This is a genomic window from Xanthomonas boreopolis (assembly GCF_046529185.1).
Lineage (GTDB): Bacteria > Pseudomonadota > Gammaproteobacteria > Xanthomonadales > Xanthomonadaceae > Pseudomonas_S > Pseudomonas_S boreopolis.
Genome location: NZ_CP097162.1, coordinates 2,277,012 through 2,302,162 on the forward strand (window position 1 = coordinate 2,277,012; position 25,151 = coordinate 2,302,162).

A 25,151-nucleotide genomic window follows, 5' to 3' on the forward strand; every position below is an offset into this window, starting at 1 on the left:
CCGCCATCTCCCGGAAACGCACCGGTTGCGGCTCATGCGGAGCCTCCACCATTCCCGGGAATGGCGGAGGGCATGCCTCAGCCGCCGGCCTGGTCCAGGAAACGCTCGGCATCGAGTGCCGCCATGCAACCGAAGCCGGCCGAGGTGATGGCCTGGCGATAATGCTGGTCGGCCACGTCGCCGGCGGCGAACACGCCTTCCACCGAGGTCTGGGTGGCGTTGCCGCCCAGGCCGGAGCGGATCTCGATGTAGCCGTTGTTCATGGTCAACTGGCCCTCGAACAACGCGGTGTTGGGGTGGTGGCCGATCGCGACGAAGAAGCCGTGGGCGTCGATGTCGCGGGTGCTGCCGTCGAGGGTGGACTTCACCCGTACGCCGGTCACGCCCATGTCGTTGCCGAGCACCTCCTCGACGGTGTGGTTCCAGACGAACTCCACCTTGCCGGCCGCGGCCTTGGCGTGCAGCCGGTCCTGCAGGATCTTCTCGGCGCGCAGGCCGTCGCGGCGGTGCACCAGGTACACCTTGCGGGCGATGTTGGTCAGGTACAGCGCCTCTTCGACCGCGGTGTTGCCGCCGCCGACGACGACCACGTCCTGGTCGCGATAGAAGAAGCCGTCGCAGGTGGCGCAGGCGGAAACGCCGCGGCCCTTGAACTTCTCCTCCGACTCGATGCCCAGGTACTTGGCGGAGGCGCCGGTGGCGATGATCAACGCATCGGCGGTGTACTCGCCGCTGTCGCCGACCAGCCTGAACGGACGCTGCGACAGGTCGGCGGTATGGATGTGGTCGAAGATCACCTCGGTCTCGAAGCGCTCGGCATGCTCCTGCAACTGGGCCATCAACTGCGGTCCCTGCAGGTCGTGCGGCCCGCCCGGCCAGTTCTCGATCTCCGTCGTGGTCATCAGCTGGCCGCCCTGCTGCAGGCCGGTGATCACCACGGGCTTGAGGTTGGCGCGGGCGGCATAGACGGCGGCGGTCCAGCCGGCGGGGCCGGAACCGAGGATCAGCAGGCGGGAGTGCTTGGAGGTGCTCATGTAGACTCGCGAAAAAGGGAAGGACCCGCGGCGCAGAGCGCTGCGGGCCGTGAGCGGCATAGAGTGGATGCCGCTAGCGGGTGAATCAAGGCGAGCCGATGGAACTCTGTGGCGGGCGTTCGTTCGGGGCCCGCCTGGACGGAGGAAGCGCCGGAGCGGCGCCCCGATGTCCCGGAGGCTTGCCCGGCGATCCCGTCCTGCACGCTGAAACAATGGCTTGATTCGTTTATTATCAACCACTAACAGTAATTTCCTGAGGTCTGGCTGCAGGTGGCGAAACAGGTTCCGGAACGTGGCAAGCCCAGCGAGGGCAAGGCGTCGCGCAAGACCGCGGCCGCGGACAACCCGCGCCGGCAGAAGCTATGGCGCGACCTGGCGCTGATCGCGGTCGCGCCGCTGCTGCTGTACCTGCTCGCCAGCCTGTTCACCTATTCGGCGAACGACCCGGGCTGGTCCCATACCGGCAGCGTGGTCGCGCCGGTGCACAACATGGGTGGCCTGGTGGGCGCCTGGATCGCCGACGTGCTGCTGCAGCTGTTCGGCTACGTGGCCTTCCTGCTGCCGCTGGTGCTGGGCGGCGTCGCCTGGATCGCGCTGTTCGGCGGAGGCGACAAGGACGGGCAGGAGGGCGATCTCGGGCCGGCCCTGCGCCTGGTGGGGATGGTCGGGTTCCTGATTTCCTCGACCGGATTCCTGCACCTGCACCTGTTCCACGGCGACGTGGCCGGGGCCGGCGGCATCCTCGGCAAGCTGGTCTGCAACTCGCTGCGGGCCGGATTCGGCACGCTCGGCGCCAACCTGTTCATCGTGGTGCTGCTGCTGGCCTCGATCACCCTGGCGACCGGCTTGTCCTGGCTGGCGGTGATGGAGCGGATCGGCCGCAGCGTGATGGCGCTGGGGCCGTTGCTGCAGAAGGGCAGCAAGCAGGCCAACGAGTGGCAGCAGACCCGCGCGATGCGCGAGGAGCGCGAGGAAGTCCGCAAGGTCGAGGCGGTGAAGCAGGCCAAGCGCGAGCCGGTCAAGATCGAACTGCCGTCGACGCCGGTGGTGGAGAAGAGCGAGCGCGCCAAGCGCGACACCCAGATCCCGATGTTCCAGGGCGTCAACAAGGACGGCTCCGACCTGCCGCCGCTGGCGCTGCTGGACGATCCCAAGCCGCAGCCGAAGGGCTACGACGAGGAGACGCTGGAAACCCTGTCGCGCCAGATCGAGTTCAAGCTCAAGGATTTCCGCATCGACGCGCAGGTGGTCGGCGCCTATCCCGGCCCGGTCATCACCCGCTTCGAGATCGAGCCGGCGCCCGGCGTGAAGGTCAGCCAGATCAGCTCGCTCGACAAGGACATCGCGCGCGGGCTGTCGGTGAAGTCGGTGCGCGTGGTCGACGTGATCCCGGGCAAGTCGGTGATCGGCCTGGAGATCCCCAACGTCACCCGCGAGATGATCTTCCTCTCCGAGCTGCTGCGCTCGAAGGAATACGACAAGTCGGCCAGCCCGCTGACGCTGGCGCTGGGCAAGGACATCGCCGGCCGCCCGACCGTGGCCGACCTGGCGCGCATGCCGCACCTGCTGGTCGCCGGCACCACCGGCTCGGGCAAGTCGGTGGCGGTCAACGCGATGGTGCTGAGCCTGCTGTACAAGGCCTCGCACAAGGACCTGCGGATGCTGATGATCGACCCGAAGATGCTCGAGCTGAGCGTCTACCAGGGCATCCCGCACCTGCTGGCGCCGGTGGTCACCGACATGAAGGAGGCCGCCAACGGCCTGCGCTGGTGCGTGGCCGAGATGGAGCGCCGCTACAAGCTGATGAGCGCGGTCGGCGTGCGCAACCTGGCCGGCTTCAACAAGAAGGTCAAGGACGCCGAGGACGCCGGCCAGCCGCTGATGGACCCGCTGTTCCGGCCCAACCCGGAACTGGGCGAGGCGCCGCGGCCGCTGGAGACGCTGCCGTTCATCGTCATCTTCATCGACGAATTCGCCGACATGATGATGATCGTCGGCAAGAAGGTCGAGGAACTCATCGCCCGCCTGGCGCAGAAGGCGCGTGCGGCCGGCATCCACCTGATCCTGGCCACCCAGCGCCCGTCGGTGGACGTGATCACCGGCCTGATCAAGGCCAACGTCCCGACCCGCATCGCCTTCCAGGTCAGCTCCAAGATCGACTCGCGCACGATCCTGGACCAGTCCGGCGCCGAGACCCTGCTCGGCCACGGCGACATGCTGTACCTGCCGCCCGGTACCGCCATGCCCGAGCGCGTGCATGGCGCCTTCGTCAGCGACGACGAGGTGCACCGGGTGGTCGAGCACCTCAAGGCCAGCGGCCCCACCTGCTACATCGACGGCGTGCTGGACGAGGTGCAGACGATGGGCGACGGCGTGGTGGTCGGCGCCACCGGCCTGCCGGAGAGCGGCGGCGGCGGGGACGAATCCGACCCGCTCTACGACGAGGCCCTGCGCATCGTCACCGAGACCCGGCGCGCCTCGATCTCCGGCGTGCAGCGCCGCCTGAAGATCGGCTACAACCGCGCCGCGCGCCTGATCGAGGCCATGGAAGCGGCCGGCGTGGTCAGCGCCCCCGAGCACAATGGCGATCGCACCGTGCTGGCGCCGCCCCCGCCCAAGTAGGGCAGGGACGCGATGCATGCCGGCCCGCTCCCGACCGAGCGCATCCCGCGCCCCGACATGAGATTCCCGGTGTTTCGATTCCTGGTGGTCCTGGTCCTGTTCGCCGCCGTGCCAGCGGCCCTGGCGCAAACTTCTCCCGGCGGCAGCACCACGCAGGCCGAGAGCGACTTCAGTTTCGTCCGCTACCGGGCCGACTACGAGGTGCGCGACGACGCCTCCAGCGTGGAGACCGACAGCTACGAGATCCTGCTGAGGACCAAGGCGGCGGTGGAGCGCTTCAGCCAGGTCCGGCTGAGCTACAGCGAGAAGATGGAAAGGCTGGAGGTGCTGGAGGCCTACACCATCACCGCCGAAGGGCTGCGCCAGGACGTGGCGGCCGACAAGATCTACACGCAGGAAAGCTATTCCAGCGCGTCCGCGGCGATGTACGCCGACCGCAAGGTCAAGGTCGTGGTGTTCCCGAACCTCGCCCCGGGCGCGCGCATCGTCTACCGCATCCGCCGTACCCAGGACACGCCGTATTTCCCCGGCTACTTCGGGCTGTGGGAAACCTTCAGCGTGTTCGCCCGCTACGACGATGCACAGGTCACGCTGACCGCGCCCAGGTCGCTGCCGATCCACCTGTACACGCGCGGGGTCGAAGGCGCCCGCAAGCCGGAAATCCGCGACGGCAAGGCACACTGGCAATGGCGCTATCGCCGCCAGGCCCCGTTGCAGACCCAGAACTGGGCCGCGGCGCTGTGGGAATTCAGCCCCACCATCATGGCCAGCACGTTCGACCGCTGGTCGCAGATGGGCCTGGCCTACCACGTGAAGGGCGGGGAGGCCGCGCGCGTCACCCCGCGCATCGAGGCGCTGGCCGAGCAGATCACCGCCGGCATCGGCGACCGGCGCGGGCAGGCGGCGGCCCTGTACGAGTGGGTGGCGCGCAACATCCGCTACGTCGCGGTGTACCTGGGCAACGGCGGCCTGGAGCCGAACAGCGCCGACAGCATCCTCGACAACCACTACGGCGACTGCAAGGACCATACGGTGGTCCTGGAAGCGCTGCTGGCGGCGAAGGGCATCGCCAGCACGCCGGTACTGATCGGTGCCGACGGCGGCCCGACCCTGCCGGAGATCCCGGTGCTCGGGCGTTTCAACCACGCCATCACCTACATCCCCGAGTTCGACCTGTACGTCGACTCGACCAATCCCTATGCGCGCTTCGGCCAGCTCCCGGCCGGCGACCTGGGCGCCCCGGTGGTGCATACGCTCGACGGCAGGGTCGCGCGCACGCCGCCCAACGATGGCCGGCTCAACCGCTACCTGGCGCGCACCGAGTACCGTTTCGACGAAGCCGGCAACGTCACCGGCACCACCACGCTGGACAGCGGCCAGACCGGCGAGGTCGGCGTGCGCGCGATGTTCGTCCAGCTCAACGCGCAGAACCGCCGGCGCATCGAGGAATCGATCATCGCGCAATCCGGTTTCGACGGGACCGGCGAACTGGTGCTGCAGGGCGACCCGCTCGACCTGGACGCGCCGTTCAACTACAGCTATCGCTTCCAGGCCCGCGACTACGTCGATTTCTCGGTGGTCGGCGGCATGACCCTGCCGGACATGCCGGGCGCCGAGTCCGCGCGGGGCCTATACGCGGTGACCTCCGCCGAGGCCAACCAGGTGCCGTTCTACTGCAACGACAGCCTGCGCGAAGAGACCTACGTGCTGCGCTTCCCCGACGGCGTGCCGGTGATCGCCATCCCGCGCAGCAGCCGTTTCCGCAATCGCGCCGGCGAGTACAGCGTGGAATGGAGCCGGGAAGGGCAGACCGTGACCGCCGTGCACCGCCTGCACCGGCTCGCCGTGCACGGCGCCGACGCGATCTGCCGGCCCGAGGACTACCCGGCCTTCCGCGAGCTGTACCAGCAGGTCCGGCGCGGGTTCCGGGGGCAGATCCTCTACGGCGACCTGTCGCGCGTGCAGACCGCCGCGGCTCGCTGAACGGGTCCATCCGGCGGCGCTCGCCCATTCATCCTCGAACCGTCACAATTTGCACCTGACCAGTGCATCAGGATCCCGTCCGCCATGCTTCGCACGCTCCGCTACGCCGTTCTCGCCACCTCGCTGCTGGCCGGCAGCGCCTTCGCCGGCGCCCGCGCCGAGCTGGATGCCTTCACCCGCGGCCTGAAAGGTCTGGACGGACAGTTCAGCCAACAGGTGACCGACCAGAACGGCAAGCTCAAGGAACGCTCCAGCGGCCGGGTCGCGCTGTCGGCGCCGCGCCTGTTCCGCTGGGAGTACGACAAGCCGTACAAGCAGCTGATCGTGGCCGACGGCCGCAAGGTGTGGGTGTTCGATCCCGACCTGGAGCAGGCCACCGTGCGCGCCCAGGGCGCCGAGGAGCAGAACAGTCCGCTGACCGCGCTGATCGATCCGTCGAAGCTGGACCGGCAGTACGACGTCAGCGAGGAGGCCACGCCCCGCGACGGCCTGCAGTGGCTGTCGCTGACGCCGAAGGTGGACACCGAGGCCAGCTTCCAGATCGCCTCGCTCGGCTTCGGCAAGGACGGGCTGGAGAGGATGGAAGTGGTCGATGCGGTCGGCCAGCGCACCGCGATCAGCTTCAGCGGCTGGAAGCGCAACCCGGCGTTCGCGGCCGATACCTTCAAGTTCACGCCCGGCAAGGGCGTGGACGTGGTCGGCGACGAGCGCTGAGGCCGCTTGCGGCCCTTGGCGGTCCAGCGGCCGCGCCGGAGCCGCCGCGATAGAATGAAGCGTGGCAAGAAACCGCTTCCCGACTCCTGAGAACGACCTGCTGAGCGTCGACCGCGAGCACCTGCGGCCGCTCGCCGAGCGGATGCGGCCGCGCACGCTCGACGAGATGGTCGGGCAGAAGCGCCTGCTGGCGCCCAACAGCGCGTTGCGCCGCGCGGTCGAGTCCGGGCGCGTGCACTCGATGATCCTGTGGGGACCGCCCGGCTGCGGCAAGACCACGTTGTCGCTGCTGCTGGCCCAGTATGCGGATGCCGAATTCCGCGCGATCTCGGCGGTGCTGTCCGGCCTGCCGGAGGTGCGCCAGGTGCTGGCCGAGGCCGCGCAGCGCTTCGCCGAGGGCCGCCGCACCGTGCTGTTCGTGGACGAGGTCCACCGTTTCAACAAAGCGCAGCAGGATGCATTCCTGCCGCACATCGAGCGCGGCACGATCCTGTTCGTCGGCGCGACCACCGAGAATCCCTCGTTCGAGCTGAACTCCGCGCTGTTGTCGCGCTGCCGCGTGCACGTGCTGGAAGCGGTGTCGCCGCAGGACATCGTCGAGGCGCTGCAGCGGGCGCTGGCCGACGAGGAGCGCGGCCTGGGCGGGCAGGGCATCGTGGTATCCAGCGAAGCGCTGCTGGAGATCGCCACCGCCGCCGACGGCGACGTGCGCCGCGCGCTCACCCTGCTGGAGATCGCCGCCGAACTGGCCCAGGACGAGGGCGGGCAGGTCACCGCGGCGACGCTGGCCCAGGTGCTGGCCGACCGCACCCGGCGTTTCGACAAGGGCGGCGAACAGTTCTACGACCAGATCTCGGCGCTGCACAAATCGGTGCGCAGCTCCAATCCGGACGCCGCGCTGTACTGGCTCACGCGCATGCTCGACGGCGGCTGCGACCCGGCCTACCTGGCGCGGCGCCTGACCCGGATGGCGATCGAGGACATCGGCCTGGCCGACCCGCGCGCGCAGTCGATGGCGCTGGAGGCCTGGGACATCTACGAGCGCCTCGGGAGCCCCGAGGGCGAACTCGCCTTCGCCCAGTTGGTGCTCTACCTGGCCAGCACCGCCAAGTCCAACGCCGGCTACGCGGCGTTCAACCAGGCCAAGGCCGAAGTCCGCGAGAGCGGCACGCTGGAAGTGCCGCTGCACCTGCGCAATGCGCCGACCAAGCTGATGAAGAACCTCGGCTATGGCGCCGAATACCAGTACGACCACGACGTCGAAGGCGGCATCGCGCTGGACCAGACCGGCTTCCCCGATGCGATGGGCGAGCGCGTCTACTACCAGCCGGTGCCGCGCGGACTGGAGATCAAGCTCAAGGAGAAGCTGGACCGGCTGCGCGAGGCGAGGGCCCAGGCCCGGGCTGACAAGGCCGCCCGGCCGAAGCGATAATCGGCGGCCACGGGAGATGGCATTCCTCCTCGAACCGCCCGTTCCACGGGCTGATGATGCCTGCCAGGCCCCGCCGGGGCGGCAGGCGCTTGCCCCGGCATCGATCCCCACGGAGACCACGATGCTGCGCCCGTCCATTCCCGCCATACCCGAAACCGCCTTCGCAGCGAGGCCCGCATGAATCCGGCCGTGTGGTGGCAATCCCTGTTGCTGGCGATGGCTGGCGGCGCGCTCGGCTCCGGCCTGCGCTTCATGATCGGCTCCAGCCTGCTGCAGCGCTTCGGCGCCGGCTTTCCCTGGGGCACCCTCGCGGTCAACCTGCTCGGCTCGTTCGTCGCCGGCTTCCTGATGGCCTGGCTGGACGCGCGCGGCCCGTCGAGCTGGCCGTGGCGGGCGCTGCTGATCGTCGGCGTGATGGGCGGCCTGACCACGTTCTCGTCGCTGATGATGGAGTGCCTGGTGTTCGCGCGGACCGACCGCTCGCCGATGATCGCGCTCTATCTCGCCATCACGCTGCTGGCGGGCCTGCTGCTGGTATTCCTGGGCGCCAGGGCGGGGCAGGCGATGATTCCGCGCTGAAGCCCGGCGTGGGATATAGCGGGAGCTGGCTTTTGTGGGAGCGGCTTCAGCCGCGATGAAGCTTCCCGGTAACCCCATCGCGGCTGAAGCCGCTCCCACAAAAGCCAGCACCGCGGCACTCACACAAAAAAGCGGGGTGGAGAACCGGTGTTCTCCACCCCGCCGCTCCGCTGCCGACGCGCCTTGCCCTCCCGGCAGGCGCGCGGCGCTGGCCTTACAGCGCCTCGATGATACCTGCTGCGCCCATGCCGGTGCCGATGCACATGGTCACCATGCCGTACTTCTGCTGGCGGCGGCGCAGGCCGTGCACGAGGGTGGCGGTACGGATCGCACCGGTCGCACCCAGCGGGTGGCCGAGGGCGATCGCGCCGCCGAGCGGGTTGACCTTGGACGGGTCGAGCTGGCTGTCGCGGATCACCGCCAGCGATTGCGCGGCGAACGCCTCGTTCAGTTCGATCCAGTCCAGCTGGTCCTTGCTGAGGCCAGCCTGCTTGAGCGCCTTCGGGATCGCGGCGATCGGGCCGATGCCCATCACTTCCGGGCGCACGCCGGCCACCGAGAAGCTGACGAAGCGGGCCAGCGGGGTCAGGCCGTAGTCCTTGATCGCCTGCTCGGACGCGAGCAGCACCGCGGCGGCGCCGTCGCTGGTCTGCGACGAGTTGCCGGCGGTCACGCTGCCGCCGAACTGGCCGTTGCGGAACACCGGGCGCAGCTTGGCCAGGCCTTCCAGCGAGGTGTCCGGACGCGGGCCTTCGTCGGTGTCCACGATCCGCTTCTTCAGCTGGACCGTGTTGCCGGCGAGGTCGGGCAGGTGCGAAAGGATCTCGTAGGGGCTGATCTCGTCCTTGAACTCGCCCGCGGCGATCGCGGCCAGCGCCTTCTGGTGCGAGGCGAGAGCGAACGCGTCCTGGTCCTCGCGCGAGACCTTCCATTCCTCGGCGACCTTCTCGGCGGTGATGCCCATGCCGTAGGCGATGGCCACGTGGTCGTCGGCGAACACCGACGGCGACAGCGCCACCTTGTTGCCCATCATCGGCACCATCGACATCGACTCGGTGCCGCCGGCCAGCATCAGGTCGGCGTTGCCCAGGCGGATCTCGTTGGCCGCCAGCGCCACGGCCTGCAGGCCGGAGGAGCAGAAGCGGTTGATGGTCTGCCCGGCCACGGTGTTCGGCAGGCCGGCCAGCAGCACGCCGATGCGCGCCACGTTCATGCCTTGCTCGCCCTCGGGCATCGCGCAGCCGATGATGGCGTCGTCGATGCGCGAGGTGTCGATGCCCGGCGCCTGCGCGATCACGGCCTTGAGCACGTGGGCGAGCATGTCGTCGGGGCGGGTGTTGCGGAACATGCCCTTGGGCGCCTTGCCGACCGGGGTACGGGTCGCGGCGACGATGTAGGCATCCTGGATCTGCTTGCTCATTTGCCTTTCTCCGAAAGCCGGGATTGGGGGATTCGGGATTGGGGATTCGTGGAAGCGAATCCTCATGTCCGACGAACTTTTCCCAATGCCCGGCAGTAATGGGGATGTCTCGGGATCAGGGATGCGCTTTTGCGAATCCCCAATCCCGAATCACGAATCTCAGTTCCTAAGCGGCTTGCCGGTCTTGAGCATGTGGGCGATGCGGGCCTGGGTCTTTTCCTGCTGCGCCAGCTCGACGAAGTGCTTGCGTTCCAGCTTCAGCAACCACTCCTCGTCGACCAGCGAACCGCGGTCCACTTCGCCGCCGCACACGACCGTGGCGATGCGCGCGGCGATCTCGTAGTCGTATTCGCTGACGAAGCGGCCTTCCAGCATGTTCACCAGCAGCATCTTGAAGGTGGCGATGCCGACGTCGCCGGCGACCCGGATGCGGTTGGCCGGCAGCGGCGGGCGATAGCCGCCTTCGGCCAGCGCCAGCGCTTCGGCCTTGGCGATGTGCAGCAGCTCGTAGCCGTTGAAGACGACCTTGTCGTTGGCGCGGACCAGGCCCAGCTCCTTGGCGTTGATCGCCGAGGTGGACACCTTGGCCATCGCCACGGTCTCGAAGGTCTTCTTCAGCTCGGCGAACACGTCGCCGTTCGGGCCGGCCGCCTGCGAAGCGCGCACCGCCAGCTCCTTCAGGCCGCCGCCGGCCGGCAGCAGGCCCACGCCGGCCTCGACCAGGCCGATGTAGCTCTCCAGCGCCGCCACCGTCCTGGCGCTGTGCATCTGGAATTCGCAGCCGCCGCCCAGCGCGAGGCCGCGCACCGCGGCCACCACCGGCACCAGCGAGTACTTGATGCGCTGGCTGGTGCGCTGGAAGTTGGCCACCATCTGCTCGAACTGGTCGACCTTGCCGGCCTGCAGCAGGCCGAGCGCGCCGGCCAGGTCCGCGCCGGCGGAGAACGGCTCCTTGTCCTGCCAGATCACCAGGCCCTTGAACTGCTTCTCGGCGATGCCGATCGCTTCCTGCAGGCCGTCCAGCACCTGGTCGGAGACGGTGTTCATCTTGGTCTTGAAGCCGACCACGCCGATGCCGTCGCCGTCGGTCCACAGCCGCACGCCGTCGTTCTCGAACACGGTCTGGCCGCGGTCGAACTTCTCGCCCAGCAGCGGGTCCGGGAAGCGCTGGCGCCGGTACACCGGCAGCGCCGAACGCGGCACCACGCCATCGCTGCCCGGGCTGTAGCTGCCCTCGGCCGAATGCACGCCGTCGCGGCCATCCAGCACCCATGCCGGCAGCGGCGCGTCGCTCATGGCCTTGCCGGCGGCGATGTCCTCGGCGATCCACTGCGCGACCTGCTTCCAGCCCGCCGCCTGCCAGGTCTCGAACGGACCGAGCGACCAGCCGTAGCCCCAGCGGATCGCGAGGTCCACGTCGCGCGCGGTCCGGGCGATGTCGGCCAAGTGGTAGGCGCTGTAGTGGAACAGGTCGCGGAACGTCGCCCACAGGAACTGCGCCTGCGGGTGCCGGCTGTCGCGCAGCTTGGCGAACTTCTCGGCCGGGTTCTTGATCTTCAGGATCTCGACCACTTCCGGCGCGGCGCCGCGGTCGGCCGGGCGATAGTCCTGCTTCTCCAAGTCGAGGACCACGATGTCCTTGCCGACCTTGCGGAAGATGCCGGCACCGGCCTTCTGGCCCAGCGCGCCCTTGGCGATCAGCGCGTCCAGCCAGGCCGGGGACTTGAAGTACTTGTGCCACGGATCGTCGGGCAGGGTGTCGGCCATGGTCTTGATGACGTGCGCCATCGTGTCCAGGCCGACCACGTCGGACGTGCGGTACGTGGCCGACTTCGGGCGGCCCACCAGCGGACCGGTCAGGCCGTCGACCTCGTCGAAGCCCAGGCCGGACTGCTGGGTGTGGTGGATCGTCGACAGGATCGAGAACACGCCGATCCGGTTGCCGATGAAGTTCGGGGTGTCCTTGGCATAGACCACGCCCTTGCCGAGCTGGGTGGTCAGGAAGGTTTCGAGGCCTTCCAGCACCGCCTTGTCGGTGGTGTCGGCCGGGATCAGCTCGGCCAGGTGCATGTAGCGCGGCGGGTTGAAGAAGTGCACGCCGCAGAAACGGTGGCGCAGCTGCTCCGGCAGCACCTCGGCCAGCTTGTTGATGCCCAGGCCGGAGGTGTTGGAGGCCAGCACGGCGTGGTCGGCCACGAACGGCGCGATCTTGGCGTACAGGTCCTGCTTCCAGTCCATCCGCTCGGCGATGGCCTCGATGATCAGGTCGCAGCCCTTGAGCAGTTCCAGGTCGCTGCCGTAGTTGGCCGGCGTGATCGCCTCGGCCAACGACTGGCTGGCCAGCGGCGCCGGGCTGAGCTTGCCGAGGTTGGCGATCGCCTTGAGCACGATGCCGTTGGCGGGACCTTCCTTGGCCGGCAGGTCGAACAGGACGGTGTCGACACCGGCGTTGGTGAGGTGCGCCGCGATCTGCGCCCCCATGACGCCGGCACCGAGCACGGCGGCGCGGCGAACTAGCAAGGGATTGGACATATCGATGAACCTTTGGTGGATGACGACTATGGATTGGAGGCGGCCAGGAACCCCGCCTCGGCGAAACGGATGAGCTCGCGCGCCGCGTGGGCGCGGTGTTCGGCCTCGCTGACGCCGGCAGGACGCTTGATCAGGCCGAAGTCGGCCATCGCGTAGGTCAGCGCGCCGGCCAGGAAGTCCAGGCGCCAGTACAGCTCCTCCTTGCTCAGGCCCGGCACGCAGGCGGCGATCGCCTTGGCGAACTCCCGCAGCACGTGGCCGTAGTGGTCGGAGAGGAACTTGCGCAGGTTGTCGTTCTTCTCGGCATAGGCGCGCGCGATCACGCGCACGAACGCGCCGCCGCTGTGGCCTTCCTGCGCCATGGCCAAGGCGGGTTCGACGAAGGCGGCCAGCACCGCGCCCAGGTCGCCCGGGCGGTCGCGGCGGGCCGCTTCCAGCTGGCTGAGCCGGGCGGCGGTCATCTCATCCATGCGCCGGCGGAACACCTCGTTGACCAGGTTCTCCTTGGAGCCGAAGTGGTAATTGACCGCGGCGATGTTGACGTCCGCATGGCTGGTCACCTGGCGCAGCGAGGTGCCGGCGAAACCGTGCTGGGCGAACAGCTCCTCGGCGGCGCCGAGGATCCGGTCCTTGGTCGAGAAATGGGCGGGCTTGGCCATTGAAACGGACGACTGAATCAAACGATTGTTTGATCTTACGCCTGTCCGGAGCCCCCGGCATTTTGCAATGCAACATGATTCAGCCAAGGGCGTGCAAAGCCTTGCCGGGCACGATAGAATTCGCGCCTCGCAAAGTTAGGCTAAGCCCGCGTTTTGACGCGGGTTTTTTTCATGTTAACCTCGGGCCTTTCAAGTGGCCCGCCCAACGGAGATCTTTTCCATGGCGCTGGAGCGCACCCTTTCGATCATCAAGCCGGACGCCGTCGCCAAGAACGTCATCGGCGAAATCTACAGCCGCTTCGAGAAGGCCGGCCTGAAGGTCGTGGCCGCCAAGTACAAGCAGCTGTCGCGCCGCGAGGCCGAGGGCTTCTACGCGGTGCACCGCGAGCGCCCGTTCTTCAACGCGCTGGTCGAATTCATGATCTCCGGCCCGGTGATGATCCAGGTGCTGGAAGGCGAGAACGCCGTGGCCGCCCATCGCGAGCTGCTGGGCGCCACCAATCCGAAGGAAGCCAAGCCGGGCACGATCCGCGCCGACTTCGCCGAGTCGATCGACGCCAATGCGGCGCACGGTTCCGACTCGGTCGAGAACGCCGCGATCGAGGTGGCCTACTTCTTCGCCGCCACGGAAGTGGTTTCGCGCTGAGGTCGCGTTGACGTGAACGAGATCGTGTCGATTCCTGGCGTGACGACCACCGGCGAGCCCGTCGCCGGCGCGCCGGCGCGCAAGCAGAACCTGCTCGATCTCGATCGCGCCGGGCTGGAGCGCTTCTTCGAGGAGACCCTCGGCGAGAAGCGCTACCGCGCCCACCAGGTGATGAAGTGGATCCACCACCGCTACGTCACCGAGTTCGGCCAGATGACCGACCTCGGCAAGGCCCTGCGCGCCAAGCTGGAGCGGCACGCCGAGGTCGTCGTCCCCAACGTCGTGTTCGACAAGCCCTCCGCCGACGGCACCCACAAGTGGCTGCTGGCGATGGGCGCGGATGGCAAGAACGCCATCGAGACCGTGTACATCCCGGACAAGGGCAGGGGCACGCTGTGCGTGTCCTCGCAGGTCGGCTGCGGGCTGAACTGCACGTTCTGCTCGACCGCGACCCAGGGCTTCAACCGCAACCTGACCACCGCCGAGATCATCGGCCAGGTCTGGGTGGCCGCGCGCCACCTCGGCAACGTGCCGCACCAACAGCGCCGCCTCACCAACGTGGTGATGATGGGCATGGGCGAGCCACTGATGAACTTCGACAACGTCGTGCGCGCGATGAGCATCATGCGCGACGACCTCGGTTACGGCCTGGCCAACAAGCGCGTGACCCTGTCGACGTCCGGTCTGGTGCCGATGATCGACCGCCTCTCCGCCGAGAGCGACGTCTCGCTGGCGGTGTCGCTGCACGCGCCGAACGACGAACTGCGCGAGACCCTGGTCCCGCTCAACAGGAAATACCCGATCGCCGAGCTGATGGCCTCGTGCGTGCGCTACCTGCGCAGCAGCCACAAGCGCGAATCGGTGACCTTCGAATACACCCTGATGAAGGGAATCAACGACCAGCCCGAGCACGCCCGCCAACTGGCCCGGCTGATGCGCCAGTTCGAGAACGCGGTGCAGGCCAAGGACTCGGCCAAGGTCAACCTGATCCCGTTCAACCCGTTCCCCGGCACGCGCTACGAGCGCTCCGGGGAAGCCGAGATCCGCGCGTTCCAGAAGATCCTGCTGGACGCGCAGGTCCTGACGATGGTGCGCCGGACCCGCGGCGACGACATCGATGCCGCCTGCGGCCAGCTGAAGGGGCAGGTCATGGACCGCACCCGCCGGCAGGCCGAGTTCCGCCGTTCGCTGGAAGGCCAGGCCAGTCGAGATGCCGCGGCGTGACGTTGCGCTCGCTCTGATCCTCCTGGCCGCAGCGCTCTGCGCCGGTTGCGGCACCGCCTCGCGCAACGGCAAACCCGGCAAGGTCAGGAACGTCGAACAGGTCGCGCCGCGCTACGGCCTGCGCGACAGCGCCGAGACCCGCAACCGGATCGCCCTGCAAGAAAGGCTGGGCCTGGCCGTCAACCGCCTGCAGACCGGCGAGTACGACGATGCCGAGAGGCTGGCCCGGGACGTGCTGAAGCGTGACCCGAAGTCGGTGGACGCCTATACCGTACTGGCGGTCGTCGCCAGCCAGCGCGGCGACGGGCAGGCCGCCGGGGATTACTATCGCAAGACCACGGAGCTGGCCCCCGGGCAGGGGGACGTGCTCAACAACTACGGGGCCTGGCTGTGCGCCAACGGCTATCCGGCCGAGGCGCTGGTGTGGTTCGATCGCGCGATGTCCGACCCGCGCTACGGCAGTCCGGCCTCGGCCCTGGCCAATGCCGGGGGCTGTGCGTTGCAGGCGGGGCAGAACGAACGCGGCCTGCGCGACCTGCGCAGGGCGCTGGAACTGGACCCGGCCAACGCCTATGCGCTGGAGTCGATGGCCCGCAACGAATATGCGCACGGTCGCTATTTCGAAGCCCGGGCATTCTCCGAGCGCAGGCTGGCGGCTGCGCCGGCCACGGTTTCCGTGTTACAACTGGCTATTCAGATTGAAATGGGGCTTGGCGACAAGGTAGCTGCCGGCCGGTACCAACAGCGGTTGGGCAAGGAGTTTCCTGAAACAGCAGCCGCGCATCCGGGGGGCTAAAGCGTTGTGATCAGCGATTCCAATCCAAACCCTTTCGAGAACCAGAAGGGATGCGGACAATGCCTTCGCGAGGCGCGCGAACGCGCGGGCCTGACGCTCGAAGGCGCGGCGGCGCAGCTGCGCATGCCGATCCAGGTCGTGCGGGCCCTGGAGCAGGAGGATTGGCAGAAGCTCGGCGCGCCGGTGTTCGTGCGCGGGCAGCTGCGCAGTTACGCCCGGCTGCTCAAGGTGGACCTGGAGCCGCTCCTCGAGGCCGCGCCGATCGCCCCGGTCGAGCCGGTGAAGCTGGTCAGCCATACCCATACCCCGAAGATGCGACGGGTGCTGGAAAGCACCGCGAGGCGAGCGGTGTACGTGGTCATGACCGGCGTCCTGGCCATTCCGGTCTGGTACGCCACGCGCAGCCATTTCGACGGGCGCGCCCCGAGCACCGCCTCGCTGGACGAGGTGCCGCCGGAGGCCGCCGCTCCCGCGCCGCCGGACGGAAGCGCCGCGCCGGCGCCCGCTGCCGAGGCCAGGAAGCCGGTGGCGACCCCGTACATCGCCTCGATGGCCCCGGTCCCGCGGCCGGAACCGGCGCACGACGAGGGCCTGACCCTGCAGTTCAATGGCGACAGCTGGGTGCAGATCTCCGCGCCGGACGGCAGCATCGTCGAGAAGGCGTTGGTCAAGGCCGGCGAACAGCGCCAGTACGCGGCGGGGCAGGTCGCGCGCGTGGTCCTGGGCAATGCGTCCGCGGTCGAGGTTCAGCAAGCAGGCAGTATCGTCGACGTGAAGCCGTTCCAGCGAGCCAATGTGGCCCGTTTTGCGGTATCCTCCGACGGCTCCGTGGTACCGGCTTCAGAGTAGGTCGGACTGCGGTTTTTCGTTTCTCCCTTTTGGTTTGATGCTTCGCGTCCCGTGATGGCGAAGCGAGAGTACGCATGGCGATCGACGAGTTGCTGGACGAACACGAACAGGGCGAACGCGTCCGTTCGTGGCTAAGGAAGAACGGCGTGGCCCTGCTGGGCGGCGTCGCGGCGGGATTGGCCCTGATCCTGGGCGGGCAGTGGTGGAGCAAGCATCGCACCGATGCGCTTGCCCAGGCGCATGCCCAGTACGAGGCCGTGGTGAAGAGCATCGAGGCCAAGGACCTCGACAAGGCCGGCAAGGACATGGCCGCGCTGGCGTCCGGCCAATCCGGGATCTACGGCGAACTCGCCGCGCTCCGGCTGGCCAAGGCCCAGGTCGATGCCGGCAAGACCGAAGACGCCATCCAGGTGCTGCGCAACGTGCAGTCCGACGACCAGTTCAAGCTGATCGTGGACCAGCGCCTGGCCCGCCTGCTGATCGAAACCGGCAAGGCCGCCGAGGCGCAGGCGCTGCTGGCTTCCGCGAACGACGGCATCAGCCTCGAGATCCGCGCCGATGCCGCGGTGGCCCAGAACAAGCGCGACGAGGCCCGCGACCTGTACACCAAGGCCCTGGTCCTGGTGGACGTGGCCTCGCCGCAGCGCCGCCTGCTCGAGACCAAGCTGGCCGACGTGGGCGGTACCGTGCCCGATCCGGCCCAACCGATTTGATGAAGCAGGTGGCCATGTTCAGACGTATTGCAATCATCGCCCTGATGGGCACCGCGCTGGCCGGCTGCAGCACCATGAAGGGCTGGTTCGCCGGCAAGGACGCGGCCGCCAAGAAGGCGCAGGAACCTGCCGAGCTGGTGAAGTTCGAGCCGACCGTCAAGGTCGACAAGATCTGGTCCACCGGCGTGGGCAAGGGCGAGGAACGTCGCGGCGTGCGCCAGCGCCCCGTGGTCGCCGACGGCCGCGTGTACGCGGCGGCGACGTCGGGTTCGATCTATGCGCTGGACCTGCAGACCGGCAAGAAGATCTGGGAGTACGAGGCCAAGAAGGAGCGCAAGGAGCGCCTCAAGGCCGAGGACGATGTCCCCAGCCAGGTCGAGAGCGAATCCAAGGAAGGCCTGTCCAAGGAAGAGAAGGCCTCCCGCAAGGAGCGCCTGCGCAACGAGAAGCAGCAGCGCAAGGAGCGCAAGGCGCTGGCCAAGAAGCGTCCGCTGCCGCGCTTCGCCGGCGGCCCCGGCGTGGGCGACGGCCTGGTCGTCGTGGGCTCGCTGGAAGGCGACGTGATCGCCCTCGATGCCGCCAACGGCACCGAGAAGTGGCGCGCCAAGGTTCCCAACGAAGTGATCACCGCTCCGGCCGTCGCGCAGAACCTCGTGTTCGTGCGCAGCAACGACGGGCGCGTCACCGCGTTCGACGCCGCCACCGGCGAACGCCGCTGGTTCCACGACCAGGAAGGCCCGACGCTGTCGGTGCGCGGCAATGCCGCGATCACCCTCGGCCCGGGCGTGCTGTTCGTCGGCAACGACGACGGCACCATCACCACCCTGGCGATGCAGGACGGCCGCCCGTTGTGGGAGCAAACCGTCGGCGTGCCGGAAGGGCGTACCGAACTCGAGCGCATGGCCGACGTCGACGGCACCCCGGTGCTGGAGGGCACGACCCTGTACGTGACCAGCTTCAAGAACGAGACGCTGGCCATCGAAGGCCCGACCGGCCGTCCGTTGTGGAGCCGCGACCATGGCGGTCCCGGCACCGTCGGCGTTTCCTCCAGCCTGGTCGTGGTCGCCGACAACGCGGGCACGGTGTGGGGGCTGGACAAGAATTCCGGTTCCGCCATGTGGTCCCAGGATGCGCTGGCCCGCCGTTCCCTGACCGGCGTGGCGATCCAGGGCGACTATGCGGTGGTGGGCGACTACAAGGGCTACCTGCACTGGCTGAACCTGAGCGACGGCAAGCTCGCGGCCCGCGCCCGCGCCGGCCGCGACACGTTGGTCGCGCAACCGGTGGTCGCCGACGGCATACTGATCGTCCAGAACACCGATGGCGACCTGACCGCCTTCCGGCTGGCCCACTAAGGAACCGTGCGATGCTGCCCCTGGTCGCCCTGGTAGGACGGCCGAATGTCGGCAAGTCCACGCTATTCAACGCATTGACCCGCAGCCGTGACGCCCTGGTCCACGACCAGCCCGGCGTCACGCGCGACCGCCATTACGGCGTCTGCCGGCTCGACGAGGCCGCTCCCTTCATCGTGGTCGATACCGGCGGCATCGCCGGCGAAGAGGAAGGCCTCGCCGGCGCCACCGCGCGCCAGGCGCGTGCGGCGGCGGGCGAAGCGGACCTGGTCCTGTTCGTCGTCGATGGCCGCGAAGGCGCTTCCGCGCTGGACGACGAGATCCTGGCCTGGCTGCGCAAGCTGTCGCGGCCGACCCTGCTGGTCATCAACAAGATCGACGGCACGAACGAGGAAGCCGTGCGCGCGGAGTTCGCGCGTTATGGCTTTGCCGATGTCCTGGCGATCTCCGCCGCGCACCGGCAGGGCATCGACGAGGTGCTCGACGAGGTGCGGGCCCGGTTGCCCAAGGAAGGGGCAGGGGAGCTGCTCGACGACGATCCCTCGCGGATGCGCGTGGCGTTCGTCGGCCGTCCCAACGTGGGCAAGTCCACCCTGGTGAACCGCCTGCTCGGCGAGGAGCGGATGATCGCTTCCGACGTGCCGGGCACCACCCGCGACTCGATCGCCGTGGACCTGGAACGCGATGGCCGCCAGTACCGCCTGATCGACACCGCCGGCCTGCGGCGCAAGTCCAAGGTCGAGGAGGCGGTCGAGAAGTTCAGCGCCTTCAAGACCCTGCAGGCGATCGAACAGTGCCAGGTCGCCGTGCTGTTGCTGGACGCCAGCGAGGGCGTCACCGACCAGGATGCCACCGTGCTCGGCGCGATCCTCGATGCGGGCCGTGCGCTGGTCGTGGCGATCAACAAGTGGGACGGCTTGACCGACTACCAGCGCGAGCAGGCCGAAGACCTGCTGTCGCGCAAGCTCGGTTTCGTGAACTGGGCGGAAGCCGTGCGCATCTCGGCCAAGCACGGTTCGGGGCTGCGCGAGCTGTTCAAGGCCATCCATCGCGCCCATGCCTCGGCGACCCGCGAGTTCAGCACGAGCGAGGTCAACAAGGCGCTGGAAATCGCCTACGAGACCAATCCGCCGCCGAGCATCCGCGGCCATGTCTCCAAGCTTCGCTACGTGCATCCCGGCGGCACCAATCCACCGACGTTCATCGTGCACGGCACGCGCCTGAAGGTCCTGCCGGAGTCGTACAAGCGCTACCTGGAGAACTTCTTCCGCAAGCGCTTCAAACTGGTCGGCACGCCGGTGCGCTTCATGTTCCGGGAAGGCGCCAACCCGTACGAAGGCAAGAAGAACGAACTGACCGAGCGCCAGATCGCGCGCAAGCGCCGGCTGATACGGCACGTCAAACGGAGCAAGTGAAGCGGCCCCGGGCCTCCGGGCGCGAACCGTCGCGGGCAGGGGGCGGGGGGCGGGGCCGCGTCGCTCACTCAGCCAGCAGGCGTTCCGGGAAGGTGTAGACGTTGTATCCGTCCTGGCGCGCGAAGCCGACCAGGCACACGCCGGCACCGCGGGCCAGGTCGACCGCCAGCGCGGTCGGCGCCGAGACCGCCGCCATGAAGCCGATGCCAGCCCTGGCGGCCTTGGTCACCATCTCGTAGCTGGCGCGGCTCGAGATCACCAGCATCCCGGCTGCCGGCGCAATGCCGGCCCGGTGCATCGCGCCGACGAGCTTGTCCAACGCATTGTGCCGGCCGACATCCTCGCGCACGAGCACGATGTGGCCTTCGCGGTCGGCCCAGGCGGCGGCATGGGTCGCGCCGCTCACCGCGTTCATCGGCTGGTGCGCTCCCAGCATGGCCAGGGCACGCCGCAAGGCACCGACGCCGACGCCCGGACGGTCCTGCACCAGGGGCGGCGGCCGCAGCACGTCCTCCAGCAAGCGCGTGCCGCAAACCCCGCAGCCTCCGCGGCCAGGCAACAACCGCGAGGTCGCATCATCGAGCGCAGCCGCAGGGGCATCGGCAGCGACCGTCATCGCCAGTTCGATGCCTTCCAGCTGCTGCCGCGTCTCCACCTGCAGCAGCTGCGATGGACGCTGGATGAGTCCTTCGCTGAGGGAAAAGCCCAGCGCGAAGTCGTCCAGATCGCAGGGAGTGGCCATCATCACCGCGAACGGGTGGCCGTTGTAGACCATCGCGACCGGCACTTCCTCGGCCACGGCGTCGACGAACTGTTGCTCCTGATCCCCGCGACGGCGCAGAACGGAACGGGGAACGCAGCCGGGTACCTGGGACTGCGCGGACTTGCTGGGCTCGGGCATGGAGCTATGTACGGATGAAGAGAACTCCAAGGGTATAGCTTCGTAGCCCATGCCCGTACTTTACATAATATACATTATGCGAAATTTCGTCAGGGCCCGCGTGCGCTGGCTGTGGCTCTGGCTCACTTCTCGCCTTCCCCGGAAGTCCCCACGGAAACGGAACTTGCCGTCCTGGTCCGGCCACCTTGTTGCGCCAAGGGCGAACAATGTCCCAACGCCTGCGCCGCTTGCAACAAACTATTGAAGGTCACGCCCAGCCATGCGCCTCGGACGCCTGACTCGCAATGACTACTGCGGAGAAGAACTTGGACCAGAAAGCTGACAGTCTGCGCCGCGTTTCCACCGTTTCTCCGGCCCATCTCATGAACCGTCCGATTCTTTTTCTGACGGCCCTCATCCTCGTCGCCGTCGCATCTCCGGCCGTTCCGGCGACACAGACAGCACCGGCGGATCCTGCCCACAATCCGCTTATCTGGGCCGACGTTCCGGATATGGCCATCATCCGTGTAGGAAAAACCTACTACATGAGCAGCACGACGATGCACATGAGTCCGGGCCTGCCGATCATGAAGTCGACGGACCTGGTCAACTGGCGTATGGCCTCCTACGCCTATGAAACCCTTGCCGACAACGAAGCGCTGCGCCTCGAGAACGGTAAAAACGCCTACGGTCGCGGCTCTTGGGCCAGCAGCCTGCGGTATCACGACGGCGTGTTCCATGCCTCGACTTTCTCCGCCACCACCGGACGCACCCACATCTACACCACGCGCGATCCGGATCGCGGCCCTTGGAAAGAGACGAGTTTCGAACCCGCGATGCATGACCACAGCTTGTTTTTCGACGACGACGGTCGCGTCTACATGGTTTATGGGAGCGGTCGCATCATGCTGACCGAACTGCAACCCGACCTTTCCGGAATCAAGCCCGGCGGCGTGAACCAAGTTCTCATCGAAAACGTCAATGCCGTCTTCGGCACCGACTTGGGCGGGCTCAATGGCGAGGGCTCACAGCTTTCCAAGATCAACGGCCGCTACTACCTCTTCAACATCGCCTCACCCGGAAGCCGCTGGGCGCGCACCGTCATCGTCCACCGCGCCGACACCATCACCGGCCCCTACGAGGGCCGCATTGCGCTCGATGATCGCGGCATCGCCCAGGGCGGCCTCATCGATACCCCGGACGGCAAATGGTTTGCCTATCTCTTCAAGGACCAAGGCGCCGTCGGTCGCATCCCCTACCTCGTACCCGTGACCTGGAAGGACGGCTGGCCCGTGCTCGGCCAAGACGGCAAGGTGCCCATGACGCTCGACATTCCCGCGGGTGGACAGGGCATCTCCGGCGTCTCCGGCATCGTTGCTTCCGACGAATTCGACCGCCGCCCCGGCGACCCCGCCCTGCCCCTCGCCTGGCAATGGAATCACAACCCGGAGCCCCGCGACTGGTCGCTCGCCAAGCGCCCGGGGTACCTGAGCTTGGTCACAAGCCGGATCGTTTCCACTTTACCCGAGGCTCCCAATACTCTCACCCAGCGCACATTTGGCCCGGACAGTTTCGCCACCACCCGCATCGACGTGAGCGGCATGAAAGACGGCGATTGGGCCGGCCTGGCCGCTTTTCAGAAGAACTATGGTTTTGTAGGCGTAAAGATGAGCGACGGCGCCAGATACCTTGTCATGGTGAGCGCCGACTCCGATCATCCCGAAGAGATCGCCTCGGTTCCCCTCTCGGGAAACGCCGTTCACCTCAAGGTCGAATGCGAATTCGAGCCAGCGCCTGAAGTGGCTCGCTTCTCCTACAGCCTCGACGGCAAATCCTGGACTCCCGTTGGTCGCCCGTCGCGTCTAACCTATTCCTATCCAGCGCATTTCATGGGTTATCGCTTCGGCCTCTTCTATTATTCGACCAAAACCGCCGGCGGCCGTGTGGACTTTGACTACTACCGGATCGGACAAAGCGGCGGCGCCCGCTGACACGGTACGGTCTTAACCTGGAGCCGCCCTGGTCACGTTAGAGCAAGCTACTGCCAAGCTGAAGCAACGGCTTGGACCTATGGCGTGCTCCTGGCGCTGCTCGCTGGTCTTTAATGGTCTGGATGGCGGGTGGCATAACCGATCACGGTCGAGAAAGGTGCCACCCAGATCCTGTCGGAATGGGCTTTGAGATAGGCGAGGAGCTGGGCATGGGCTTCTGCGGACACGGAGAGGTAGTCGCCGCCCACACCGTGGAAACCGAGTACGACCACCCCGCCCTTGCGCTCGGCATCCTGGACAGCGGCGATCAGGTCGGCACCGGTCGCGTCGGAGGGGAAAAAGCGGCTCGGCACATCCATGGGATCGAGAGGGCGCTCTGTTGGATCCGCGGCACGGGTATAGCGCGTCAGTCCGCTAGCGCGCAGCTCCGGAAGATAGTCGACGCCTCCGGCCAAGTGCTGGCCACAAGGAGTCGCATAGCTGTGCTGCAGCTTGCCGTCAATCGCCGTCAGCATCGTGTTCATGGTGCGTATCTCTGCCAGCATGGTGTCGATGTCGTAGGCTTCGCTGGTGTCGATCTTCTTCGCGGGCGGATAGTTGGCCTGTGGGCAAGCATGGCGAATGGTGTGGTTGCCGAGTTCGTGGCCTTCGGCAGCGGCAGATCGCCAGCGCGCAATCTGCTCCGGAGTAATCTTGCTGCCGATCAGGAAGAAGGTTCCTTTGAGGCCGGCGGCATCGAGTGCCGGAATCGCGTTGTCGAGTTGGGAGACGAGCGCATCGTCATAGGTCAGCACCACGGCTGCCTGCTTGCCGTCCGGCCAGGGCCCGGCCACAGCCTGGGTAGCCGTCATGGCGATTGCAAGAAGAACCGATCCGATTCGCATCGTTGTCCTCAGTATTCGATTGGCGACGATGCCATCAGCCGCCGCGCGCTTTGCCGCCCTTGCGTTTCGCCGCCTTCATCCGGTCCGCCAGCTGTTGCTGGTACGCGGCCATCACTGCCGGCAGCAACCCGGGAAAGCGCTCGTTGATTTCCGCGCAGCGCGTGGTGTTGCGCATCTCCACGCCCTGGCGTTCGCTGCGGATCAGGCCAGCTTCGCGCAAGGCACGGAAATGCTGCGAGAGCGTGGATTTCGGAATCTCGCGGTCGTCCAGCTGCAGGAACGCCGAGCAGCTCGTGCCCTTCTCAGAAGCGGCAAGCCCGGCATAGATGGCCACCCGCACCGGGTCGGCCAGGACGTGGAGGATGCCTTCCACGGTGACGTCTTCGATCGAGGGATGAACTAGCGGTCTCATGGCTGCAATCTTAGCAGCCCTTGACTTATGGTTCTTTAGTTCATATGTTTCGAACTATTGAATTTATGAACCGGGCAATTCGCCCTTCCATCACCTGACAGGAAATCCGTCATGAGCAAGCTCAAAGGCAAAGTCGCGCTGGTCACCGGCGCATCCAAGGGCATCGGCGCCGGCATCGCCAAGGCGCTGGCCGCCGAAGGCGCGGCCGTGGTCGTCAACTACGCCTCCAGCAAGGCCGGCGCCGACGCCGTGGTCGAGGCCATCACCAAGGCCGGAGGCAAGGCCGTGGCCGTTAAGGGCGACGTGGCCAAGGCTGCCGACGCCCAGGCCATTGCCGATGCCGCCGTGAAGGAATTCGGTCGCCTGGACATCCTGGTGAACAATTCCGGCGTCTACGAGTTCGCGCCGCTGGAGCAGATCACCGAAGAGCATTACCACAAGCAATTCAACGTCAATGTGCTGGGGCTGCTGCTGACCACCCAGGCCGCCGCCAAGCATATGAACGATGGCGGCAGCATCATCAATATCGGTTCGCTGGTCACCCGCATCGTGCCGCCGGGCGGTTCGGTCTACACCGCCACCAAGGGCGCGGTCGACGCCATCACCGGCGTGCTGTCGCGCGAACTGGGCCCGCGCAAGATCCGCGTCAATGCGCTGAACCCGGGCATGGTGGAGACCGAGGGCACGGTAGCCGCCGGATTCATCGGTTCGGACTTCCACCAGGGCGCCATCGCGCAGACCCCGCTGGGTCGTATCGGCCAGCCGGACGATATCGCGTCGATCGCGGTATTCCTGGCTTCCGACGATTCGTACTGGCTGACCGGCGAGAAGCTGTACGCCGCGGGCGGCGCGCGCTGACCCGATCGGTCCGCGTTGGCAGGCTGGGGAGTGCCATGGGCTCCCCAGCCTGCTCCGGTGGTTGCCGTCCGCGAGTTGGCTTCGCGCAATGCAATCTGCGCCAACCCGGTTCACGCCTACCCGGGCCAAGGACAGCAGCGCGTCGCCGTACCTATG

Annotated in this window: 21 protein-coding genes and 1 riboswitch; of the genes, 14 read left to right on the forward strand and 7 right to left on the reverse strand. The window is 67.4% G+C overall.

The window, feature by feature from the left end; genetic code table 11:
• Nucleotides 1–77 precede the first annotated feature (77 nt).
• Nucleotides 78–1,034: a thioredoxin-disulfide reductase gene (gene trxB / locus M3M27_RS10020; protein WP_434025602.1), complete on the reverse strand. Its 957-nt coding sequence runs from the start codon at nucleotides 1,032–1,034 to the stop codon at nucleotides 78–80.
• A gap of 270 nt (nucleotides 1,035–1,304) precedes the next feature.
• Here trxB and M3M27_RS10025 point away from each other — a divergent pair, with 270 nt between their 5' ends.
• From M3M27_RS10025 to crcB, 5 genes are all read left to right on the forward strand, one after another.
• Nucleotides 1,305–3,656: a DNA translocase FtsK gene (locus M3M27_RS10025; RefSeq protein ID WP_434025603.1), complete on the forward strand. Its 2,352-nt coding sequence runs from the start codon at nucleotides 1,305–1,307 to the stop codon at nucleotides 3,654–3,656.
• A gap of 57 nt (nucleotides 3,657–3,713) precedes the next feature.
• Complete coding sequence (locus tag M3M27_RS10030; protein ID WP_140721326.1) at nucleotides 3,714–5,639, forward strand: DUF3857 and transglutaminase domain-containing protein; 1,926 nt, start codon at nucleotides 3,714–3,716, stop codon at nucleotides 5,637–5,639.
• Nucleotides 5,640–5,723: 84 nt separating this feature from the next.
• Complete coding sequence (gene lolA / locus M3M27_RS10035) at nucleotides 5,724–6,353, forward strand: outer membrane lipoprotein chaperone LolA (protein WP_434025604.1); 630 nt, start codon at nucleotides 5,724–5,726, stop codon at nucleotides 6,351–6,353.
• Nucleotides 6,354–6,495: 142 nt separating this feature from the next.
• The gene (locus tag M3M27_RS10040) at nucleotides 6,496–7,785 is read left to right on the forward strand and encodes a replication-associated recombination protein A (RefSeq protein WP_434027999.1); all 1,290 of its coding nucleotides are present in this window, start codon (nucleotides 6,496–6,498) and stop codon (nucleotides 7,783–7,785) included.
• 3 nt (nucleotides 7,786–7,788) lie between these two features.
• A riboswitch (Fluoride riboswitch) is annotated at nucleotides 7,789–7,855 on the forward strand.
• Between the two features lie 107 nt (nucleotides 7,856–7,962).
• Nucleotides 7,963–8,364 carry a fluoride efflux transporter CrcB gene (crcB, locus tag M3M27_RS10045; RefSeq protein WP_140721317.1) on the forward strand — a complete coding sequence of 134 codons (402 nt, stop codon included), beginning with the start codon at nucleotides 7,963–7,965 and terminating at the stop codon, nucleotides 8,362–8,364.
• A gap of 214 nt (nucleotides 8,365–8,578) precedes the next feature.
• On the opposite strand, the gene M3M27_RS10050 is transcribed toward crcB, so the two are convergent.
• The 3 genes from M3M27_RS10050 to M3M27_RS10060 form a co-directional block, all read right to left on the reverse strand.
• Nucleotides 8,579–9,784, reverse strand: a complete 1,206-nt coding sequence (locus M3M27_RS10050; RefSeq protein WP_140721314.1) for an acetyl-CoA C-acyltransferase — start codon at nucleotides 9,782–9,784, stop codon at nucleotides 8,579–8,581.
• Between the two features lie 159 nt (nucleotides 9,785–9,943).
• Nucleotides 9,944–12,316 (reverse strand): 3-hydroxyacyl-CoA dehydrogenase/enoyl-CoA hydratase family protein, encoded by a 2,373-nt coding sequence (locus M3M27_RS10055; protein ID WP_434025605.1) that lies wholly within the window; start codon nucleotides 12,314–12,316, stop codon nucleotides 9,944–9,946.
• 26 nt (nucleotides 12,317–12,342) lie between these two features.
• A complete protein-coding gene (locus tag M3M27_RS10060; protein ID WP_140721307.1) occupies nucleotides 12,343–12,975 on the reverse strand; it encodes a TetR/AcrR family transcriptional regulator in 633 nt (210 codons plus the stop codon).
• Nucleotides 12,976–13,195: 220 nt separating this feature from the next.
• Here M3M27_RS10060 and ndk point away from each other — a divergent pair, with 220 nt between their 5' ends.
• The 7 genes from ndk to der all read left to right on the forward strand — a co-directional run bounded on the left by ndk (nucleotide 13,196) and on the right by der (nucleotide 19,970).
• Nucleotides 13,196–13,621, forward strand: a complete 426-nt coding sequence (gene ndk / locus M3M27_RS10065) for a nucleoside-diphosphate kinase (protein ID WP_434025606.1) — start codon at nucleotides 13,196–13,198, stop codon at nucleotides 13,619–13,621.
• Between the two features lie 21 nt (nucleotides 13,622–13,642).
• Nucleotides 13,643–14,845, forward strand: coding sequence for a 23S rRNA (adenine(2503)-C(2))-methyltransferase RlmN (gene rlmN / locus M3M27_RS10070; RefSeq protein ID WP_256661896.1), 1,203 nt, complete (start codon nucleotides 13,643–13,645; stop codon nucleotides 14,843–14,845).
• A 13-nt stretch (nucleotides 14,846–14,858) separates the two neighbouring features.
• Nucleotides 14,859–15,641, forward strand: a complete 783-nt coding sequence (gene pilW / locus M3M27_RS10075; RefSeq protein ID WP_434028000.1) for a type IV pilus biogenesis/stability protein PilW — start codon at nucleotides 14,859–14,861, stop codon at nucleotides 15,639–15,641.
• Nucleotides 15,642–15,647: 6 nt separating this feature from the next.
• On the forward strand, nucleotides 15,648–16,490 hold the full coding sequence (locus M3M27_RS10080; RefSeq protein ID WP_434025607.1) for a helix-turn-helix domain-containing protein: 843 nt from the start codon (nucleotides 15,648–15,650) through the stop codon (nucleotides 16,488–16,490).
• Nucleotides 16,491–16,564: 74 nt separating this feature from the next.
• On the forward strand, nucleotides 16,565–17,203 hold the full coding sequence (locus tag M3M27_RS10085; RefSeq protein ID WP_434025608.1) for a YfgM family protein: 639 nt from the start codon (nucleotides 16,565–16,567) through the stop codon (nucleotides 17,201–17,203).
• Nucleotides 17,203–18,558 carry an outer membrane protein assembly factor BamB gene (gene bamB / locus M3M27_RS10090; protein WP_140721287.1) on the forward strand — a complete coding sequence of 452 codons (1,356 nt, stop codon included), beginning with the start codon at nucleotides 17,203–17,205 and terminating at the stop codon, nucleotides 18,556–18,558. Before M3M27_RS10085 ends, bamB begins: the two co-directional genes overlap by 1 nt.
• Nucleotides 18,559–18,569: 11 nt before the next feature.
• Nucleotides 18,570–19,970: a ribosome biogenesis GTPase Der gene (gene der, locus M3M27_RS10095; protein WP_434025609.1), complete on the forward strand. Its 1,401-nt coding sequence runs from the start codon at nucleotides 18,570–18,572 to the stop codon at nucleotides 19,968–19,970.
• Between the two features lie 64 nt (nucleotides 19,971–20,034).
• On the opposite strand, the gene fdhD is transcribed toward der, so the two are convergent.
• Entirely contained in the window at nucleotides 20,035–20,871 is an 837-nt protein-coding gene (gene fdhD, locus M3M27_RS10100) for a formate dehydrogenase accessory sulfurtransferase FdhD (protein ID WP_434028001.1), read from the reverse strand.
• A gap of 305 nt (nucleotides 20,872–21,176) precedes the next feature.
• Here fdhD and M3M27_RS10105 point away from each other — a divergent pair, with 305 nt between their 5' ends.
• Nucleotides 21,177–22,841: a glycoside hydrolase family 43 protein gene (locus M3M27_RS10105; RefSeq protein WP_434025610.1), complete on the forward strand. Its 1,665-nt coding sequence runs from the start codon at nucleotides 21,177–21,179 to the stop codon at nucleotides 22,839–22,841.
• Nucleotides 22,842–22,951: 110 nt separating this feature from the next.
• Here M3M27_RS10105 and M3M27_RS10110 read toward each other — a convergent pair whose 3' ends face one another.
• Entirely contained in the window at nucleotides 22,952–23,725 is a 774-nt protein-coding gene (locus M3M27_RS10110; protein WP_434025611.1) for a polysaccharide deacetylase family protein, read from the reverse strand.
• A 34-nt stretch (nucleotides 23,726–23,759) separates the two neighbouring features.
• Nucleotides 23,760–24,098, reverse strand: a complete 339-nt coding sequence (locus M3M27_RS10115; protein ID WP_218569579.1) for an ArsR/SmtB family transcription factor — start codon at nucleotides 24,096–24,098, stop codon at nucleotides 23,760–23,762.
• Nucleotides 24,099–24,248: 150 nt separating this feature from the next.
• Between M3M27_RS10115 and M3M27_RS10120 the strand changes: the two genes are divergently transcribed.
• Entirely contained in the window at nucleotides 24,249–24,995 is a 747-nt protein-coding gene (locus M3M27_RS10120; protein ID WP_434025612.1) for a glucose 1-dehydrogenase, read from the forward strand.
• The last annotated feature ends 156 nt before the right edge of the window (nucleotides 24,996–25,151 follow it).

What these genes read in the sequence shown, in the direction of transcription:
- trxB (WP_434025602.1), bottom strand. Translation starts at nt 1,034, where the DNA reads ATGAGCACCTCCAAGCACTCCCGCCTGCTGATCCTCGGTTCCGGCCCC.
- fdhD (WP_434028001.1), bottom strand. Translation starts at nt 20,871, where the DNA reads ATGCCCGAGCCCAGCAAGTCCGCGCAGTCCCAGGTACCCGGCTGCGTT.
- M3M27_RS10050 (WP_140721314.1), bottom strand. Translation starts at nt 9,784, where the DNA reads ATGAGCAAGCAGATCCAGGATGCCTACATCGTCGCCGCGACCCGTACC.
- M3M27_RS10060 (WP_140721307.1), bottom strand. Translation starts at nt 12,975, where the DNA reads ATGGCCAAGCCCGCCCATTTCTCGACCAAGGACCGGATCCTCGGCGCC.
- M3M27_RS10040 (WP_434027999.1), top strand. Translation starts at nt 6,496, where the DNA reads ATGCGGCCGCGCACGCTCGACGAGATGGTCGGGCAGAAGCGCCTGCTG.
- crcB (WP_140721317.1), top strand. Translation starts at nt 7,963, where the DNA reads ATGAATCCGGCCGTGTGGTGGCAATCCCTGTTGCTGGCGATGGCTGGC.
- M3M27_RS10055 (WP_434025605.1), bottom strand. Translation starts at nt 12,316, where the DNA reads ATGTCCAATCCCTTGCTAGTTCGCCGCGCCGCCGTGCTCGGTGCCGGC.
- der (WP_434025609.1), top strand. Translation starts at nt 18,570, where the DNA reads ATGCTGCCCCTGGTCGCCCTGGTAGGACGGCCGAATGTCGGCAAGTCC.
- bamB (WP_140721287.1), top strand. Translation starts at nt 17,203, where the DNA reads ATGAAGCAGGTGGCCATGTTCAGACGTATTGCAATCATCGCCCTGATG.
- M3M27_RS10030 (WP_140721326.1), top strand. Translation starts at nt 3,714, where the DNA reads ATGAGATTCCCGGTGTTTCGATTCCTGGTGGTCCTGGTCCTGTTCGCC.
- lolA (WP_434025604.1), top strand. Translation starts at nt 5,724, where the DNA reads ATGCTTCGCACGCTCCGCTACGCCGTTCTCGCCACCTCGCTGCTGGCC.
- M3M27_RS10110 (WP_434025611.1), bottom strand. Translation starts at nt 23,725, where the DNA reads ATGCGAATCGGATCGGTTCTTCTTGCAATCGCCATGACGGCTACCCAG.
- ndk (WP_434025606.1), top strand. Translation starts at nt 13,196, where the DNA reads ATGGCGCTGGAGCGCACCCTTTCGATCATCAAGCCGGACGCCGTCGCC.
- M3M27_RS10085 (WP_434025608.1), top strand. Translation starts at nt 16,565, where the DNA reads ATGGCGATCGACGAGTTGCTGGACGAACACGAACAGGGCGAACGCGTC.
- M3M27_RS10120 (WP_434025612.1), top strand. Translation starts at nt 24,249, where the DNA reads ATGAGCAAGCTCAAAGGCAAAGTCGCGCTGGTCACCGGCGCATCCAAG.